The sequence below is a fragment of the Acidimicrobiia bacterium genome, assembly GCA_035948415.1.
Classification (GTDB): Bacteria; Actinomycetota; Acidimicrobiia; order IMCC26256; family PALSA-555; genus PALSA-555.
Map to the genome: position 1 here is coordinate 1 of DASZJD010000115.1, position 18,968 is coordinate 18,968.

At 69.6% G+C, this 18,968-nt stretch carries 11 protein-coding genes; 8 read left to right on the forward strand and 3 right to left on the reverse strand.

Annotation, left to right across the window (positions count from 1 at the left end; all coding sequences use genetic code 11):
• On the reverse strand, nucleotides 1-727 hold a 727-nt coding region (locus VG869_15685; GenBank protein ID HEV3452625.1), incomplete at its 3' end, for a hypothetical protein.
• 506 nt (nucleotides 728-1,233) lie between these two features.
• Nucleotides 1,234-1,935, reverse strand: coding sequence for a helix-turn-helix domain-containing protein (locus VG869_15690; protein ID HEV3452626.1), 702 nt, complete (start codon nucleotides 1,933-1,935; stop codon nucleotides 1,234-1,236).
• Nucleotides 1,936-2,032: 97 nt separating this feature from the next.
• Here VG869_15690 and VG869_15695 point away from each other — a divergent pair, with 97 nt between their 5' ends.
• The 6 genes from VG869_15695 to VG869_15720 all read left to right on the forward strand — a co-directional run bounded on the left by VG869_15695 (nucleotide 2,033) and on the right by VG869_15720 (nucleotide 13,841).
• Nucleotides 2,033-3,193: an amidohydrolase family protein gene (locus VG869_15695; protein HEV3452627.1), complete on the forward strand. Its 1,161-nt coding sequence runs from the start codon at nucleotides 2,033-2,035 to the stop codon at nucleotides 3,191-3,193.
• A 142-nt stretch (nucleotides 3,194-3,335) separates the two neighbouring features.
• Nucleotides 3,336-4,937: a hypothetical protein gene (locus VG869_15700; protein ID HEV3452628.1), complete on the forward strand. Its 1,602-nt coding sequence runs from the start codon at nucleotides 3,336-3,338 to the stop codon at nucleotides 4,935-4,937.
• A 52-nt stretch (nucleotides 4,938-4,989) separates the two neighbouring features.
• Complete coding sequence (locus VG869_15705) at nucleotides 4,990-5,748, forward strand: alpha/beta hydrolase (protein ID HEV3452629.1); 759 nt, start codon at nucleotides 4,990-4,992, stop codon at nucleotides 5,746-5,748.
• A gap of 7 nt (nucleotides 5,749-5,755) precedes the next feature.
• A complete protein-coding gene (locus VG869_15710) occupies nucleotides 5,756-7,369 on the forward strand; it encodes an AMP-binding protein (GenBank protein HEV3452630.1) in 1,614 nt (537 codons plus the stop codon).
• 3 nt (nucleotides 7,370-7,372) lie between these two features.
• Complete coding sequence (locus tag VG869_15715; GenBank protein HEV3452631.1) at nucleotides 7,373-12,559, forward strand: MFS transporter; 5,187 nt, start codon at nucleotides 7,373-7,375, stop codon at nucleotides 12,557-12,559.
• A complete protein-coding gene (locus VG869_15720) occupies nucleotides 12,543-13,841 on the forward strand; it encodes an ABC transporter substrate-binding protein (GenBank protein HEV3452632.1) in 1,299 nt (432 codons plus the stop codon). Before VG869_15715 ends, VG869_15720 begins: the two co-directional genes overlap by 17 nt.
• Nucleotides 13,842-14,523: 682 nt before the next feature.
• Here the strand turns inward: VG869_15720 and VG869_15725 are convergent.
• Nucleotides 14,524-16,128, reverse strand: a complete 1,605-nt coding sequence (locus tag VG869_15725; GenBank protein HEV3452633.1) for a sialidase family protein — start codon at nucleotides 16,126-16,128, stop codon at nucleotides 14,524-14,526.
• Nucleotides 16,129-16,389: 261 nt separating this feature from the next.
• On the opposite strand from VG869_15725, the gene VG869_15730 reads away from it, so the two are divergent.
• Entirely contained in the window at nucleotides 16,390-17,052 is a 663-nt protein-coding gene (locus VG869_15730; GenBank protein ID HEV3452634.1) for a TetR family transcriptional regulator, read from the forward strand.
• 451 nt (nucleotides 17,053-17,503) lie between these two features.
• Nucleotides 17,504-18,964 (forward strand): alpha/beta hydrolase domain-containing protein, encoded by a 1,461-nt coding sequence (locus tag VG869_15735; protein ID HEV3452635.1) that lies wholly within the window; start codon nucleotides 17,504-17,506, stop codon nucleotides 18,962-18,964.
• Nucleotides 18,965-18,968 lie beyond the last annotated feature (4 nt).

An 18,968-nucleotide genomic window follows, 5' to 3' on the forward strand; every position in this document is an offset into this window, starting at 1 on the left:
CGTAGGGGTCACCGCTTCCGCCCGGCTCGATCGCATCGATGATCGACGGCCACTTGTCCTTCAGCACGCGGAGAGCGTTGACGCGCACCGTGAAGCAATTGGGGATGGATTGCGGCGAGCCCATGACGTAGGGAACGAACCCGTCCCACACGCCGGTCGTCATCTCCGCACTGGTGACCGTTTGGTAGGCGCCGCCGCTCCCGCCGTAGAGATACCCGTAGGTGCGATGCGGGCCGTAGATCTCGGCCGCCACCACGCGAGAGAACTTCGCGGCCGCAGCGTTGACCCGGTAACCTCGAATCGTGGTGTCGAAGTGGCCGCTGGCCGACTCCGCCGCTGTACGAGGGTTGTCGACGCCGCCCATGTTCGTCTGCACCGAGTAGCCGCCACTCGCAAGGGCGAACGCGATGTTGCGTGGCGTGGCCTCCTCGCCGGCGAGCAACTGATGGGTCGCTTGAAAGAAGCGGCCTTCGTACTCCTCTTCCGGCGGGAAGCAGAACGAGAACTTGGCGTCGGTGCCCGTGAACCCTCCGTGGACGTAGAGATGACGCGCCTTGACGGGCGCAGCGCCGCCGCGCTGCGTCGTGATGCCCCCGGGGAACACCGGGGCGTCGGCCGGCTCATCGCGCCACTCCCGGACATCTACGTACGGCTGATTGAAGCGCGGGTCTTCAGAATTCGCTGTCACGAACAAGGCGCCACGTTCGTCGGTCTTCGAGTCGGTCATCTTCATTACCTTCGATTGCGGCGATCAAGAGGCCGCCTCAGGCCCCAAATGCCAACGCGCACGCCGAGCGATTCGTCCGCTCCATACCCAACGAGTGCCTCGACCACCTGCCGATCGTCAACGAGCGCCACCTCGAACGCGTGCTTCGCACCTACGTCAGCTATGACAACCGCCGTCGCCCGCACCAGGATCTCTGAGCTTCCCCCGGTTCGACGAGCGAAGGCCGCGGCGTGAGCAGGACCAGGGTTCGATAACCGATCACCAGGGCGATGATGAGGCAACAGCCGGATCGAGCCAGTAGAACCCATCGCTCGCAAGAATGGTGCCGCCGGTCAATGCGACCCCACCCTCACACGACCACGAGTTTCGACTGCCTGCGTCGGAGCATTCAGCGGGATGCCACGCGTTGTCCGGCCCGATAATCACGCCGCTCAGGAACTCCGGCCACCACGGAGATGCCAGCTCCTAGCACAGCGGTCAGCGTCTGCTTGCTCGTAATGAGCAGGTCAAGGTTTCGAGTCCCCTTCCTGGGTCTGTCGTCGTGGACGCGCGGTTTCAGCGGCTGCGTCGGTGGGCTGGTTTGCGAGCTGGCGCAGACCGCCTAGGACGAGGCCGACGTACACGTTCTCGAGCAGGCGCTCCTGCTCGACGGTGGGGTGCGCGTGCCACTGGGCGAGCACCGAGTCGATACCCGTCAGGAGCACACGCACCGCGGCCCGGGCGCGTGGTTCGGAGAGTTCGAACTCCTCGGCGGCGAGCCGGGCGAAGTATCGGACCGTTCGTCCGTCGCGCTGACGCTGCTCCCGGCGAAGGGTGGCGTCACGGGCCCCCGCTCGCTGGAGCCGCGCGAAGGTCTCGCCACGCGACCTGGCGCCCGACAGCACGCCGCGGATCAGCGTTCGCACGATCGGCTCGAAGCCTTTGGCGGTCTGCACTGCTTGCACGATCTCGGCGTCGAGGGTTACGGCCTCACGCCGGTACACCGCTGCCAGCAGCTCGTGGCGGTTCGGGAAGTGCTTGTACACCAGCGGTCGGCTCACGCCGGCGCGGGCTGCCACGGCCTCCATCGACACCGCCTCGACGTCGTGCTCGGCGACCAGCTCGGCCGCGGCGTCCACGAGCACGTCGTAGCGCTCGGCCCGCCGGAGGCGCGGGCTCGGGACGTCGAAGGACATCCCGCGGTCGACCTCGTGTGGCGCGGTCTCCATGGGGTTGCGGTCTCCGGGGCCAGGTGACACTCTGTCACCCAGGCGGTGACACAGTGTCACCTCCGGCGGTGGCTGGCAAGTGGATAGGGGAGCGACCATGACCTACGCCGGCTCGAGGGAGATCCTGGACGCGGACAGCCACGTGATGGAGCTCGCCGGCTTCCTCGACGAGTTCATCGACCCGGCGCTTCGCCAACGGCTCCGACGTGAGGGGATCGAGGCCCTCGGATCTGTCCTCGATGACGCGGTGACGCGGTCGGACGCCCGGCGCGCAGACCCGGCGGCGGCCGCCGCCGCGGAGGAACGACTGCTGCGCGACAAGGGCTGGACCGCGATGGGCGCGTTCGACCCGAGCGAGCGAGGCCGCGTGCTGGACCTCTTCGGCTTCGGAGGCCAGCTGGTCTTCGCGACGTTCGCGACCGCGATGTTCACCGGCCGGGACCTCGAGCGCCTCTACGGTGGCAGTCGAGCCCAGAACCTGGCCATGGCCGACTTCTGCTCGACCGACGAACGGCTCTTCGCCGTCGGCTTCGTGCCGCTCGTCGATCCGCAGCGCGCGACGACAACGGCTCGTGAGGCGATCGACGCCGGGTGCAAGGCGATCATGGTTCCCTCCACCGCGGCCGGCGACCGGGCGCCGACCCATCCCGACCTCGACCCGTTCTGGGGCCTGTTGAGCGAGGCGAACGTCCCCTTCGTGCTGCATGTGGGCGGCGGAGGGCGGCTGCTGGATCGCGCCTTCCACAACAACGAGATGCCCGTGCCCGATCATCTGGGCGGGGGCGAGAACGTCCGGTCGAAGGACTTTCTCGCGATTCCACACTCACCCGAGCTGTTCCTCGGGGTGCTGATCTTCGATGGCCTCTTCGACCGCTTCCCGTCTCTGCGCGGCGGGTGCATCGAGCAGGGCGCCGGGTGGGTCGTGTCGTGGCTGCGCCACCTTGACTACGGCCGGCGAGCGTTCAAGCGGACCGAGGCGCCGCTGCAGCGACTCGAGCTTGCGCCGTCCGAGTACGTGCGGCGGCACCTGAAGTTCACGCCGTACCCGGGCGAGCCGGTCGGTTGGATGATCGAGCAGGCGGGCGCCGAGTTGTTCATGTTCTCCACCGACTACCCGCACCCCGAGGGTGGTCGGGACCCGCTGGCGAAGTTCGAGGAGGCGCTCGCGGGGACGAGCGAGGCCGACCAGGCTCGCTTCTACTCGCACAACCTGGCCGAGCTGCTAGGCATGGAACATCAGCGAGTGCTCTCGACGTAGAGCTCGTCGGGGGCGGTCCGCAGCAGAAGGGGGGAAGCAGATGCTCGGTCGGTCACAGAGCGGTGCTGATCGAGGCTCAGCGTCGCGAGCCATTCGGGCCGCGGCGGCCAGGTGGACTCGCCGCCCCGCGTCGCGCAGCGTCGTGGGGATCACCGTGCTGGCCGTGGGAGCCTTCGGTGGGCTCACCGCGGCCAGCGCCGCGAGCAACGCCGGCGAGGGCCCGTTCCCGTGGAAGTACCCCGCGTCGGGGAACCTCCAGGCTGGCACGGGGACGACAGTGAACAAGACCGCCTGCACGGCGTCGACCCCGCAGTTCCCGTCGTCGTACGCCCTTCCCTGCGTGCCGCTGATCAAGGGCAGCAACGGTGGCGCGACCTCCAACGGCGTGACCGCCACGACGATCACGCTCGCCCAGCGCGAGTTCCCTTCGACCGCCAACACGGCGCAGGTCGCGGCCCAGGCCAAGAACGCCGGCGCGGCGCTGCCTCAGGTCACCGACCAGGTCCAGCAGGTCTTCTTGAACTACTTCAACTCCGTCTACAACCTCTACGGACGCCATGTCGTGCTCAAGAAGGTGACCGCGACCGGCGATGCCACCGCGGAATCGCTCGGCCAGGGCCAGGCCCAGGCCTGCGCGGATGCCGACACCATCGCCAACCAGATGCACGCGTTCGGCGAGGTCGGCTTCTTTCTCAACGACACGTTCGTGGGCGGGGGAACCGGACCGTTCTCGCTCTGCGCGTCCCAGCAGAAGCTCTTGGAGTTCGGCGGCAACCCATACTTCGACGAGGCGACCTTCCAGAGCCAGAACCCGTACGTCTGGAGCGAGACGATGGACTGCGATCGCATCGCGAACCAGACCGCGGAGGCCTTCGGCAAGATGCTGGCCGGGAAGCCGGCGATCTACGCGGGTGACGCCAGTCTCAAGACCCACACCCGCAAGTTCGGCGTCTACGTGGCCAACGCGCCGCAGTACCTGCGCTGCAACGCCGGCGCGAGCAGCAGCTTCGGCCACCAGATCACCACCAAGTACCACGTGCCGGCGAGCGCGGTGAGCACGAGCTTCAAGTACGACCTCGACATCTCGACGTTCCAGCAATCGGCCCAGCAGGCCATGATCCAGTTCAAGGCCGCGGGGGTCACCACCGTCGTGCTCGCCTGCGACCCGTTCTCGGCCCTGGCCCTGACGAAGGAAGCCGTGGCGCAGAACTACCACCCCGAGTGGCTCCTCAACGGCGTCGCGCTCACGGACCTCGACCAGTCGGCCCAGACGTACGACCCGAGCGAGGTCACCGGTCACCTGTTCGGCCTGAGTGAGGCGTCACCGTCGGTGGAGACGACCGGTCCCAACTCGCTGGCCGGCAAGCTGTACCAGAAGCTCACCGGACACGAGATCCCGCCCGGCACCGACGGGAACTACGGCCAGATGGTCCAGGTGTTCGATCAGTTGCAGGCCGCCGGGCCGAACCTCACGCCCGGCAACCTGGCGAGGGGCACGCACGCGCTGGCGACACTCGGTGCTCCACGGTTTGAGTACGGCCACTGGAACTTCCGGGACGGGCCCAACGGGCAACCGACCGGCGACCACACGCGGGTGAGCGACGCCCGCTTCGTGTACTGGGACGGCAACGCGACATCGCCGCTCAACGGCAAGCCGGGCACCTACGTCGAGGCGTTCTCCGGGAAGCGGTTCACCCTGGGTGAATGGCCCACCCAGCTCCCGCCCCTGTTCACCGGCCACTGACGCGGATCGGATCGAGCGCGGGAGGTCGACGACGATGTCTCGAGGAGACGCGATGCGACACTTCCGCTCGTTCGACGACACCGAGATCGCCTACCTCGACGACGGCGCGGGTCCGGCGGTGCTTCTGCTGCACGGCTTCGCGGCCGACCACCGCGCGAACTGGGTCGCGCCGGGCGTGGTTGACGCGCTCGTCGGCTCGGGCCGCCGCGTGGTCGCCGCCGACGCGCGTGGCCACGGCGCGTCGGAGAAGCCGACGGACCCGGCGAGGTACGCCGGGGCGGCGATGGTCGACGACGCTCGGGCCTTGCTCGACCATCTGGCGATAACGGAGGTGGACGTGGTCGGCTACTCGATGGGGTCGATGGTGGCCTCGCGGCTTGTGCCTCGAGAGCCCCGGGCCCGCGCGCTCGTGCTGGGCGGGATCGGCGTTCGCGCCCTCCAGGGTCCGCCCCCGGCGAACGGCGCCCGTATCGCGGCCGCGCTCCTGACGGACGATCCGTCCAGCATCACGGACCCGGTGGGACGGGACTTCCGGCGATTCGCCGACCGCATGGGCGCCGATCGTCCGGCGCTGGCGGCGATTCAGCGGGCGCCGAACCGACGCCAGCCCGGCACGTTCCCGGACATCACGGTGCCGACCCTCGTGCTGATCGGCGACCGCGACGCGCTGCTTGGCTCGCCCCAGCAGCTCGCCGACCGCATCCCCGGCGCCGTCGTGCGCATCGTCCCCGGCAACCACATCACTGCGGTGAGCGCCCCGTCGTTTCGGGGCGCGATCGTCGAGTTCCTCGACGGGCTGCAGGCAGCATGATCATCCGGTGACCGATCGCCCGGTGCCGCCCGGGCTGGCGGACTCGGCGCGCCAGGGACTCACGCTGTCGTTCTGGGCTGACCGGCAGCCGGACGCCCAGGCGATCATCGCCGACGCCGGCACCCGGACCTTCGGCGAGCTCAACGCCAGGGCGAACCAGCTCGCGCGCGCCCTGCGCCGGCGTGGCCTCAGCACGGGCGACGCCGTCGCGCTCCTGTGCCCGAACCGCCCGGAGTTCGTCGAGGCGGTCGCCGCGGGACAGCGAGCGGGCCTGCGCCTGACGACGGTCAACTGGCACCTCACCGCCGACGAGGCTGGCTACATCGTCGAGGACTGCGACGCCCGCGCCGTCATTGCCGACCGGAGCCTCGGCGACGTCGCGGCGGAGGCCGCCCGCCGGGCTCGCGTGCAGTTCGGACTCGCCGTCGGTGGCGACATTCCGGGCTTCGACCCGTACGAGGAAGCCCTGGCTGGCGAGGACGTCGACGACATCGACGATCCCACCATTGGATCGACGATGCTCTACACGTCCGGGACGACGGGCCGCCCGAAGGGCGTGTACCGGCCGCCCGAGGCGGCGGCCGCGATCGCAAGCGCCGCCCTGGCGTCGAACCTCTTCGGGTACGAGCCGGGGCGCTCAGTTCACCTCTGCACCGGGCCGCTGTATCACGCGGCGCCGCTCGCCTTCTCCCTGAGCATCCCCTTGGGGATGGGTGCCTCGGTCGTGTTGATGAACGGCTGGGAGGCCGAGGCGACCCTGGCGCTCGTTGACCAGCACCGCGTCACGCACACGCACCTGGTGCCCACGATGTTCCACCGGCTCCTGGCCCTCCCCGAGGACGTCCGAGCGAAGTACGACCTCCGCTCGCTGCGCCACGTCATGCACGGTGCGGCGCCGTGCCCGGTGCCGATCAAGCGCGCGTTCATCGAGTGGGTGGGGCCGATCGTCCACGAGTACTACGCCGCCACCGAGGGCATCGGCACCTTCGTCGATTCGCCGACGTGGCTCGCCAAGCCGGGGACCGTCGGCCAGGTCCTCCCACCCGGGCAGATCATCATCGGCGACGACTCGGGCCGGCCGTTGGGCCCGAACCAGGTCGGCCTGATCTACCTCAAGGCACCATCGTCGGCCCGCTTCACGTACCACAAGGCCCAGCGCGAGACTGCCGCGGCGTATCGCGGTGATCGCTTCACGCTGGGCGACGTCGGCTACATCGACGACGACGGCTACCTCTACCTCACGGATCGCAGCGCTGACCTCATCATCTCGGGCGGCGTCAACATCGCGCCGTCGGAGGTCGACGGCGTGCTGCTCCTGCACCCCGCCGTCGGCGACGTCGCCACCATCGGCCGGCCGAGCGAGGAGTGGGGCGAAGAGGTACTCGCCGTCGTCCAGGTCGCGCCAGGTATCCAGGCCTCGCCGACGCTGGCCGCCGAGCTCATCGAGTTCTGCCGCCGGCGGCTCGCGGGATACAAGTGCCCGCGGGCGATCGACTTCATCGACGCCGTCCCCCGTCACGACAGCGGGAAGCTGTACCGGCGGGTTCTGCGCGACCGGTATCGGTCTGCGGATGCCGCGCCAGGTGGGAGCGGAGTCGCCCCCGACGGGCCGACCGAATAGCGCATGGCGATCACGCGCGCCGACGCCGATGGGCCGGGTGTCTGCCCACCGCCGGTCCGACGTCGGGGCGGCCTGCCGACGGGCTTGCCCGCGACCGCCGGACGGGTGGCGGCATGGGTCGCCGGGACGCTGATCCTCTGGGCGGTCCTCGCCCGCGTGTTGGCGAAGGGCCTGCCGCCCGGGATCGTCGTGCTCGGCGTGATCTACGGGTCGCTGTACGCGCTGGTGGCGATCGGGATCGTGCTCGTGTACCGGGCGAACCGCATCATCAACTTCGCCCAGGCTCAGCTGGGCGTCGTCGCGGCCATCCTCGCCATCGAGCTGCACGTCACGTACGGCGTCAGCTACGTCCTCTCGTGCCTCGCCGGGATCGCTGCCGCGATCGTCCTCGGGGCCCTCATCAGCCTCCTGCCGCGGCACTTTCGCAAGAGCTCACGGCTGATCCTGACCGTCGCCACGATCGCGCTCGCGCAGACGCTCACCGGCCTGGCGACGATCGTTCCCCTCTGGTTCTGTGACCCGGCCAAGAACCAAGCCTGTCTCACCGCGACGCGCAACCAGTCCTTCAACACGCCGCTCAACGCGCACTTCTCGATCTACCCCGTCATCTTCATGGGCAACGACGTCGTGGCGCTCGTCGGGGCGGCCGCCTTCGTCGTGGCGCTCACGTTGTTCCTGCGCTACTCGAAGTACGGCGTGGCCATCCGAGCCGCGGCAGACAACGGCGATCGGGCGATGCTGCTCGGTATTCCCGTGCCGCGCCTCGACACGATCGTGTGGTGCCTGGCCGCGGTTCTCTCGGCGGCGGCGGTCCTGTTGCGGGTGCCGGTCCTCGGGTTCGGCGGCTTCCAGACCGTGTCGGGTGGCGGCGACGAGCTGCTGCTCTTCACGCTGGCCGCGGCGGTCATCGGCCGGATGGAGAGCATGCCGCGCACCGCGGTGGCCGCCATCGCCATCGGCATCTATCAGTCCCTCGTCACCTGGACGTTCGCGAACACGACGTTCGTCGACGCCACGCTCGCCCTCGTCATCGTCGTCGCCCTCCTCGCCCAGCGGGACGCCTACCGGCGCGTGAGCAACGCGCTCGGATCGACCTGGCGAGACATCGCCGCGGTTCGACCGATCCCCCGACAGCTGGCCCAGCTCGGCGAGGTCCGCTGGTCGGGGCGGGTCATCAAGCTCGGGCTGCTCGCAGCCGCCGCGGCGCTCCCCGCGGTCCTCAGCGGCAGCCAGACCTACCTCGCGGCGCTGATCCTCATCTACGCCATCGTCGGGTTGTCGCTGCTCGTCCTCACTGGCTGGGCCGGGCAGATCTCCCTCGGCCAGTTCGCGCTGGCCGGTGTCGGCGGCGCCACGACGGCCGTGCTGTTCCAACGCCACGGTTGGGACTTCCTCCTGGCCCTCGCCGCGGGCGTGGTGGTTGGCGCGCTGACCGCGCTCTTGATCGGCGTGCCCGCCCTCCGGATCCAGGGTCCGTTCCTCGCCGTCACGACACTGGCCTTCGCGTTGGGCGTCTCCACCTACTTCCTCAATCCCGCCAACCTGCCATGGTTCGTGACCGTCCAGATCAGCCGGCCCACGATCCTCGGCGCCAACGTGCTCGACGCCGACTGGCAGATCTACTACCTGTGCCTGGTCTCGTTCCTGGTGGTGATGCTCGCCGTCCGGTCGCTTCGACGGAGCCGAATCGGTCGAGCCCTGATCGCAACGCGCGACAACGAGGCGGCAACGAGCGCCGCCGCGCTCAACACGACCAGGATGAAGCTGACCGCCTTCCTGATCTCCGGTGGGATCGCCGGGTTCGCCGGTGCCATCTTCGTCGTGCACCAACGGGGTGTGAACAGCGGCTCGTTCAACGCCGACATCAGCATCGCCTTGTTCCTGATGGTGGTGGTCGGCGGGGCGGGGTCGCTGCCGGGGGTGGTCATCGGCGCCATCTACGTCTGGGGCACGCAGTACTACCTCCACGGCGGGTTCAGCCTGGTCGCGAGCGGGCTCGGGATCCTGATCCTGCTCATCGTCCTCCCCGAAGGGCTCGGCGGTCTGCTGTACCAGCTCCGCGACCGGCTGCTGCGCGAGCTCGCGCGACGCAAGAACATCCCGCTCTCCGGTGCCGTCGTGCCGGCGGCGGAGCCGAGCGGTCAGGACCGCGGCGCGACCGCCATCCTCGAGGACGCCCAACGGTCGAGCCCGCGGGACCCGAGCCGAACCGGGCCTCGCCAACCGGTCGGGCGCTTGACGGGCGGCCCCACACCCGACGGGAGTCAGCCCGGTGCCACCGCCGACGGCTCGGCCGACCCGGCGGCGAGCCGCGGGCCGCGGAGCACCGGGCGCGCGCTCCTCCCGCTGATCGTCGTGACCGGGCTCGCCGCGATGGCCCAGCTCAACGCCCTCGCGCTCGTCCTGCTCCTGCCGGACCTGCGGGGCAGCTTCCACTCGGGGCTGTTCTTCGTGTCGACCATCGCCGTGGTCGGCATCCAGGTCGGGCTACTGCTCGACGTCGGGATCGGCGGGCTCGCCAACCGGGTCCGCCGCATGCGACTGCTGTGCGCGGGGATGGGGCTCGTCGCCGTCTGCTCCGTCCTGGTCGTCGTCGCCGGGCGCGCGCAGAGCGTCGTGCTGCTCGACGTCGCCACCGCCGCCGTCGCCGTCGCCGGCTGGGCGTTCACCTCGACGCAGAACAGCCTGCTCGCCGACCACTACCCGCCGGAGGTCCGTCCCCGCGTTCACTTCATCCAACGGGCCGGGATCGCGGGCGCGCTCGCCCTCGGCCCCGCGCTCGTCGGCGCCCTCGAGATCTTCTACCGCTGGCAGGTCCCCTTCCTGGTCCTCGCCGTCCCGACGCTCGTGCTTGTTGCGCTCGGTCTGCTGGTGCGAGGCCCGACCAGTCGCGAGTGGGCCGGAGCGCCCCGAGCCGATGCCGAGGAACCGCCCTCGTTCGCCGAGGCGATCCGGGTGCTGTTCGCCAAGCCGTCGATCCGACGCCTCTACTACTCCCTCCCATTCTTGGCGGTGCTGATCGTGGGCATGCGCCACTTCGCGGACCTGCTGTACCGCAACGTCTTCCATTTGAGCGCCGGCGGTCGAGCGCTGGTCTTTGCTCTGGTCGAGCCCAGCACCTTCGTGGGCCTCGTCGTGGGCCTCATCGTCGTGCCGCGGCTCATGGCGAGGGACCTCGGGCGGGCGGTGCGGCTCGTGTCGTACGCGGCCGTCGGCGCCGCGGCCTGCCTCGCGGCGATGGCGTTGGCGCCGAACGTGGCGTGGGCGGCCGGCGCGCAGTTCACCTACGGGCTTGCGGCCGCCTGGTTGCTCGCATCCATCTATACGGCGGTGTCCGTCGCGGCACCGCCGCGCATGGTCCCCCTCGCCTTCGCGTTGACCTCGTTGTGGTTCGGCTTCGGCGTCGGGGTCATCGCGCCGGCGGGGTTGTCACTGATCTCGACCGTGAACGGGCTCGCCGGGTACCGAGGCGGGTTCTACGTCTACGTCGCCCTGCTGCTCATCGGGTCTCGGGTCCTGGCCTCGGCGACCAGGTCGCTCAACCGTGACGTCGAGCAGCTGCGGATCACCGCGCTGGCCGACGCGGAGATCCTTCGCAGCCGTGCCGCCGGGCGGGCCCAGCTGCTCATGGTGCGGTCCCTCGACGCGGGCTACGACGGCCTCCAAGTGCTCTTCGGCGTCGACCTCGACGTCGACGACGGGGAGCTCGTCGCGATCCTCGGCACGAACGGAGCCGGCAAGTCCACCCTCCTCCGGGCCATCTCGGGGCTGAACACAGCCACCGCCGGGGAGGTGATCTTCGACGGTCGCGACATCACGACCGTCGACGCCGCTCGGGTCGTGAGCCGGGGCATCGTCCAGGTGCCGGGTGGACGGGGCATCTTCGCCGGGCTGTCGGTGGCGGAGAACCTGCGGGCCGCGGCCTGGCAGCACAACGGCGATGGCCACGACCGAGAGGACGTCACCGAGGTGGCGCTGGGGCGCTTCCCGGTGCTCCGGGACCGCTGGGACGTCCCGGCCGGCAGTCTCTCCGGCGGGGAGCAGCAGATGCTGAGCCTGGCGCTCGCGTTCCTCGCACGACCACGGCTGCTCATGATCGACGAGCTGTCGCTCGGTCTCGCGCCCGTCGTGATCGACATGCTGATCGACGTCGTGGATGCGATCCACGAGAGCGGCACGACGGTGATCCTCGTCGAGCAGTCCGTCAACCTCGCGTTGCGGCTTGCGGGCCGCGCCGTCTTCATGGAGCGGGGCCAGGTGCGCTTCACGGGCGCGACGTCCGAGCTCGCCGATCGCGACGATCTGATCCGTGCAGTGTTCCTGGACGGCGCGCGCCCGCCCGCCCCCTCCGACGAGCCGGCCGGGCCGACTCGGGTCGATGCGGGCCCGCGCCGCGCCGCGGCGAGCACCGTTCCCGACGGGGTGGTGCTCGCCTCGAGCGGACTGCGACGGCGGTTCGGCGGCGTGACGGCCGTCGACGGCGTCAGCCTCGAGCTGCACGCCGGCGAGATCCTCGGGCTCGTCGGCCCGAACGGCGCCGGCAAGACGACCCTCTTCGAGTTGCTCTCCGGTCACTTGGCCCCCGATCGCGGCCGCGTGCGCATGTTCGGCGCCGACGTCACCGAGTGGCCCGCGCATCGGCGGGCGGCGGCGGGGTTGGGACGCTCGTTCCAGTCAGCCCGGCTCTGGCCCGGCCTGACCGTTGGTGAGTCGCTCGCGCTCGCGGCCTCGAAGCGGCTGCACTCGCCGGGGGTGCTGGCCTCCTTGCTCGGCCTGCCAACGGTGCGAAGAGCAGAACGTCAAGCCGAGCGAGCGGCCGACGAGGTCATCGAGATGTTCGGGCTCGGCGACTATCGTGACTACCTGACCGCCGACCTCTCGACCGGCACGCGCCGCCTGGTCGAGCTGGCGGTGCTGGTCGCGATGCGTCCGTCCATCCTCCTCCTGGACGAGCCGTCGGCCGGGACCGCGCAGAGCGAGGCGCTCGCTCTCGTGCCCGTCCTGCGCGACACCACAGCATGGCTCAGATGCAGCACCATCGTGGTCGAACACGACATCGCGCTCGTGCGTGCGTTGGCCGATCGCGTCGCGGCGATGGACACCGGCTCCATCGTCGCCGTCGGCTCTCCGGACGACGTGTTCCGCCATCCCCGGGTGGTGGAGGCGTACCTCGGTGCCACGCCGCACTGACCGGCCTGGTCGCCCGAAGCCGTCGTCGCCGCGGGCTCGCGGCACGGCCCCGGCGACGAGCTGCCACGCACTCGTCGCGATCGGGCTCGTCGCCGTGCTGCTGGTCGCGTGCAGTCCTCGGCCGCAGTCCGGCGTCGCGACCGCGACCGTCCGCGTCAGGGGCAACTGCGATACCTCACGGGTCGTCGAGGTCGGCGCCACCCTCCCGCTGTCGGGAACCTCGGCCGCGCTCGCACGGGAGTACCTCACGGGTCTCGAGCTCGCCGTCGATGACGTCAACAAGGCTGGCGGTGTCCTTGGCGACAACCGGTGTCTCGAGCTCCTCTACAAGAACGACCGGGGCGATTCGGCCACCGCGACGCAGGCCATCTCCGACCTGGTCGACGACGAGTCGGTGACGTATGTCGTGGGTCCGTTGCTCCCCGGGCAGATCATGGCCGCCGGAGCGACGCTGGCACGTCTCGGGATCCCAACCGGCGGCCTCTCGGGGATTGATGCCACGTTCCGCCCGGCGCACTATCCCTGGATGTTCCCGATTGCCGCCTCGAACGCCACGGTGGCCACGAAGATGGCGCAGTACGCCGCCGCGCAGTCTTGGTCGCGCGTGGGAATCGTCTCCGCTCCCGGTGCGGTCGGCGACCAGAGCGTCGCGACCTTCACCCGCGCCGCGCGGCGACTCGGGGTGTCTGTCGTGGGTCGCGTCGCCGTCTCGCCACGCCAGGACGCGAGCCGCGAAGTCGAAACGCTGCGCAGCACCGGCCCGCAAGGCGTGGTCATCCTCAATGACGCCGTCGCCATCACCCGAGTGCTCTCAGCTCGGGCGCAGCTCGGTTGGCGCGCACCGGTCGTTACCACCGCCGCGGCCACCGATGCGGCCGTCGTCGACGCGGTGAAACCGCCGGCGCTGAACGAGGTCGCCGCCGTCGTGCCCCAGCCGCTCGTCCTCACGCCGGATGTCTCGGTCCCCGCGGTTCGGAGCTTCCGAGACGTCGTGCGACGTCACCTCCACGCGGGGCGCATCGACGGCTCGATCGTCGCCTTCGCTCAGGCCTACGACGCCGTCATCATGCTGGCTTCAACCGCCAACAGCATCCACTCGACGAGTGCGACCAGCCTCCGCACGTACCTCGAGAACGCGGGCTTCCAGGGGCTGCTGGCCTCCTACTCGTACACCACCTCTTCCCATGCGGGGATCGCTGGCGACCAGCTCGCGGTGGTCCCGGTCGATTCGCTGTCGAACGGCCTCTTCGCACAGCCAGGTCCGGCCCCCTCGACCAGCTGAGGTGTCCTGCCACCTTCAACGGCGAAACCCCCCTCGATGTTGTTGGTCGAACCGGCGTCGTCGGGGACGCCGCGTGGCGTGTGGAGACTCCACCGCACCTCGGACGCGGGCTTCAGCTGATAACTCGGCGCCTGTCGCTCGGGCACCTCGACTCGGTGCAACGCCTCGGGCCGAATGGCACAGCGCTGGGTATGGGATTGCTCGTTATAGGCGTCTGTCACGACGGCGCTACCGGGTCATGCGCCATGGTGGCGTCGCGGCGAGCGGACCTGCTGCCGTCGGCGCCCGTCCTCCGTCAGGAGGTGCGGCTGAACGCCGGCCGGTTCGACAGGGCTCGGCAGCGCGGACACGTTGTCGGTGCCCGATAACCGCCGCTGACGAATCGGCCCGGGTCCGTGCCAAGTCCGTGGAAGGTTGGAAGACGTTGCAAACCAACGACAACCGAGTACAAACGTCCGGGCAGGTCAGAGCAGATATCGAGCCTGTGACCAGGGCCTTCGCGAGCGCCTGCGCCGCCCCTACAAGTCGCGCTTCATCGTTCTCGAGCGTCCATTCGAGCTGGGCAGCCGGTGCCGGCGAGGGGACCGTTCGTCAGGGTCGCCGTCTCGGAGCGGGTGAAGCCTGCGATACGTCGGCACGACTTCCCGAGCGTTTTGGCCATGTCCTGCTGCTCTTGCTGACCTCAAAAGCTGGTGATGGAAACGCGGGCGATCCAGGAGTTGAGCTCGCCCGATGGCGGTGAGGATCCGGCCGCTACCGGGTTCTTCGCCGTCGTTCGCCAGTCACCCCACGCGCCGTAGACATACTGCGATGTGACAGCGACAAAGGAGACATCATCCTCGGCCAGCTGGGTGGGATCCGGCGGGGGTGACGGCGCGGAGTTGAGCTGAACTGGGGCGCTGAAGGTTGTTCCATTGTTGCGCGAGATGGCGGCGAACACGTTCTGGGTGCCGGGCACCAAGAACGACGACGGGTCATAAGGCGGGTATGCGTTGCGCCACAGGGCGGCCAGAACGCCTGTTGGGCCGTATGCGATCCAGGGGCGATTGGTGATGTGCGCGACCGGTTCGTTTCCTAGTGCCGTGGGATTTGACCAATTGCGGCCCGAGTCGCTGGTCGTGGCCACTTGGACTTGTTGTGGGACGTTTTTTCTTGCTGGAAGGCCTGCGAGACCGCCCGAGACCTGATGCCCCGGCAGGACCATGACGGCGAAGCGGCCTCTATGGGCAGGATCGGCGGCAACGGAGGTACCCGATCCAGCAGGCAGATTGGCAACGACGACATGGCGATTCCAATGGGCTCCGACATCGGTGCTCGTTTCGAACACCGCGCAGGGACAGGTGCTGCCCGGGGCGGCACTGGCGATGTACGCGGCCGCAAGCACACCATGAACGGCCGCGATGTTGCCGTCACCTGACTGGGGATAGGTGCTGCACGTGACATCGTGGTTGGCGTCGGGTGGCGTCGCCTCGTCGCAGTCGAGCGCCTCGATTCGTCCCCATGTTCGACCCTTGTCATGGGAAACCGCGACGTAGCGCTGCGGATGTCCCGTCGTCGAGACATAGACGGCCCCGGTGGACTGGTCCACAACCATCCACGGCCGGTCGAACGGGACGACACCGAACGATCCCTCGGCCATCGGCTGCATCCCCCGACCGAACATCCCCTGTAGATCCAGGTCGGTCAACACTGCGCTCATCGGGCCGAAGGTCCGACCGCCATCGGTGGAGCGGAGCACCGCGATCGCCCCCTGTGGGACCGTGAAATTGAAGGGTGCAGGACCCGGAGGCTTGGCTTCGGTGATCACGCCTCCCGCATAGATCGACCCGTCTGGCCCACTCGCTTCGACCGGATCCCCCACGCCGTTTGTGGTCAGCTTGAGCCCGGTAGCCCCGGTGTGGCCCTTTGCAATCCAGAACGGGTTCGCCGGCTCCGAATAGCCGCTCGTGTGCAACGGTCGGTCAGCTGTCCAGGTCTTGCCACCATCGTGGCTCACCTGCAGACCGCCGTTGACGGCTCGTATCGAGTCCGCCAGGGTGTTCTGGGCGTAGGTGTTTCCAACAACCGTGTGGCCGAACACCAGGTTCTGAGCATTGCCGGCGTTGATGGCGAGTTCGGGCTCTCCGCCCCTGACTGGCTCGTTCATCACGTTGACTTCCAGATGCCCTCCCGATGACGTGCCACTAGCGGAGCTGGCCGACGCCGCGAACAGTGATGCGGCGACCCCCACGGAAGCCACCAGCGCGAACCGAGCCCGACCACGACGGGTGACCATCACGCCAACCACCGAGCCCGCTCACGCCCGACGCGCATGACCGCTGACCTCCCCCGCACCATGCCCCGGGTTGCGGAATGCATGGCGCACCGGCGACCGAGTTCTGCCTTTCGCAAAGCGGCTGCTCGTGCGAGCCCGCCAGACCCGCACGAGACGCCGAACCAGTACCGGCCCTCGGTCGGGCATCTGACACTTCATGCCAATGCTGGCAGAGCGAGACCCTAGGCTGACGATGCATCGGTGTCAACGTCGAGGCGATCGGAACCGAATGACATGACGGAGCTGGCTCCCCAGTCGCTCACCGCGCAGCTGAGGGCGAAGCGCTCGGAGATGATGATCTCCGAGTTGGAAGCCGTCGCGCTTCGACTGTTCGAGGAGCGCGGCTTCGACGAGGTGACGATCGAGGAGCTGGCCTCGAGAGCGCGCATCTCCGTCCGGACGTTCTACCGCTACTTTTCCGCGAAGGAAGACCTGCTTCAGGTGAAGATCGATCGACGCAGCGAAGCGCTCCAAGCAGCGCTGTCGGCTCGTCCGGTCGACGACCCTCCGCTGCACTCGCTGCGCCTTGCGCTCGAGGCGGTGATCTCAGCCGAGGACCCAGTGCTGCTTCGATGCTGGATCGCCGTCGTCGCGGCCACGCCGAGCGTGCTGAAGGGGGTCATCGGCGGGATCCAACTGAAGAGCCAGCGCGTCATCGTAGAGTTCCTCAGTTCTCGCCTCAGTCTCCCCAGTGACGCTCTGGTGCCCACCATGCTGGCGGCGGCAGTCGGGGGCATCATCCAGGCGGCCCACACCCGCTGGTTCGTCGACGGTGGGGACATCGGGACCATGATCTCCGACGGACTTGAGGTCCTGGAACGAGGGATCGGCTCCGATCCAAGAGAGTGGGCGCACCGTATCGAGAGGCCAAAACGCGCGAGACGACAGACTCGATAGCGAGACAACGCTGCTGCCGCTCGGTGTCGCCGACACCCTTAGTGCCGCCGTAGCTGCCCTCCCGCCGCGAAGCTCTCCAGGTACGTTCGCTCGAGGACGGGGCTGTCAACCGGAGTTGTCCCGATGGCGTCGACGGGGTTGTGGGACTGGGGACTGCTCGTGAGTCTGGCCGTCCTCCGACCGTTCAAGTGTGCGCCAAGTCCGTTGCATGAGCCGACGCTGCCGCGCAGCTGGGTATCCATCGTGCCGACGGGCCGGGCGGGCAGGGCGATGCGAGGATGCTGCTTGGGCCGCGGTCTCGCGCGGTGGCTGGACGCGGCTGGACTGGAAGGACGGGTCGGTGACCCGCGGACGGGGGGACGTGATGAGCATTGGCCGCGAGGGTGACGAGCTGAGCGCGCGACGGCGTGTGAGCGTGAGGTTCCGTAGTCGGTCCCGCCCGACGGCGGGCGTGGCGTTGCTGGCGCTGTGCGCGGCGTTGCTCACGGCGGCCTTCACGGGCTCCGGCCCGCCGCGGTCGATGGCCGGCGCGGCCCGGAGCGTGAGCGGCCCGGCGGCGGACGTGTCGACGGAGCTGACCGGCGGGCAGGGGGTGTTCATCGGCTCCCCGATCCCGGTGGACCTGGCCCGGGCCGCGTACGTGCAGCACGAGTACGCGGCGGCGGGCACGGCGACCTCCTACTTGGCCAGCGGCCCGCTGGGTCGCGACGGCCGCTGGGCGCTCGCACCGGACGCGCGGGCCGCATACCGGACGCGGGTGCTGGTGCGTCGGCCGGCGAGCCGGGCCCGGTTCAGCGGCACGGTCGTCGTCGAGTGGCTGAACGTGAGTGGGGGCGTGGACGCCGACCCGGACTGGGCGACGCTGCACGAGGAGATCCTGCGGCGCGGCGACGCGTGGGTGGGGGTGTCGGCGCAGCGGATCGGCGTGGTGGGCGGGCCGGTGCTGGTGACGGTGAACGTCCCGGGCGCGGAGGCGGCGGGGAAGGGGCTGGTGGCGATCGACCCCGCCCGGTACGGAACGCTGGCGCACCCGGGGGACGGCTTCTCGTTTGACATCTTCACGCAGGTGGCGCGGGCGCTCCGCTCGGGCGGCGCGCTGGGTGGCTTGCATCCGAAGCGGCTGATCGCGGCGGGGGAGTCGCAGTCGGCTTTCGCGATGGTCACGTACTACGACGGGGTGCAGCCGCTGACGCACGCCTTCGACGGCTTCTTCGTGCACAGCCGGGGCGCCATCGGGCTGCCCCTGGTCGCCGCGGGGCAGTACGCGGACATCGCGCACGCGATCAGCGGCACGCCGTCGATCTTCCGTACCGACCAGGCGGCGCCGGTGATGGACGTGCAGACGGAGACGGACGTGGCGAGCATCCTGGACTCGTACGCGGCCCGCCAGCCGGACAGCGCCCGCTTCCGGCTCTGGGAGGTGCCGGGCACGGCGCATGCGGACGCGCACCTGCTGGGCGCGAACGTCGCCTACCTCGATTGCGGCGTGCCGGTGAACAACGGGCCGCTGCACGTGGTCGCGAAGGCAGCGCTGCACGCCCTCGAGACGTGGCTCAGCACGGGGGCGGCGCCGGTGCACGCAGCCCGCATCGATGTCGTGGCGGGCGCGAGGCCGCAGATCCAGCGGACCGCGGACGGGATCGCGCTGGGCGGCGTGCGGACGCCGCCGGTGGACGTCCCGGTCGCGGCGCTGTCAGGGAACCCGGGGCCGAACCCCTCCACGATCTGCCTGCTGCTCGGCTCCACCACCCCGTTCCCGGCGTCGCGCATCGCGCAGCTGTACCCGTCCCGCGCCCCCTACCTGCGCCGGTTCACGGCGGACGCGGGCGCGGCGATCCGGGCGGGTTTCGTGCTGCGCGCCGACCGCTCGGCGCTGCTCGGGTTCGCGGACCCGTCGCGGGTGGGGCCGTGAGCGC

Bases quoted from the DNA above. Each gene is read 5' to 3' on its own strand.
- VG869_15715 (HEV3452631.1), top strand. From the start codon at position 7,373: ATGGCGATCACGCGCGCCGACGCCGATGGGCCGGGTGTCTGCCCACCG.
- VG869_15690 (HEV3452626.1), bottom strand. From the start codon at position 1,935: ATGGAGACCGCGCCACACGAGGTCGACCGCGGGATGTCCTTCGACGTC.
- VG869_15705 (HEV3452629.1), top strand. From the start codon at position 4,990: ATGCGACACTTCCGCTCGTTCGACGACACCGAGATCGCCTACCTCGAC.
- VG869_15695 (HEV3452627.1), top strand. From the start codon at position 2,033: ATGACCTACGCCGGCTCGAGGGAGATCCTGGACGCGGACAGCCACGTG.
- VG869_15730 (HEV3452634.1), top strand. From the start codon at position 16,390: ATGACGGAGCTGGCTCCCCAGTCGCTCACCGCGCAGCTGAGGGCGAAG.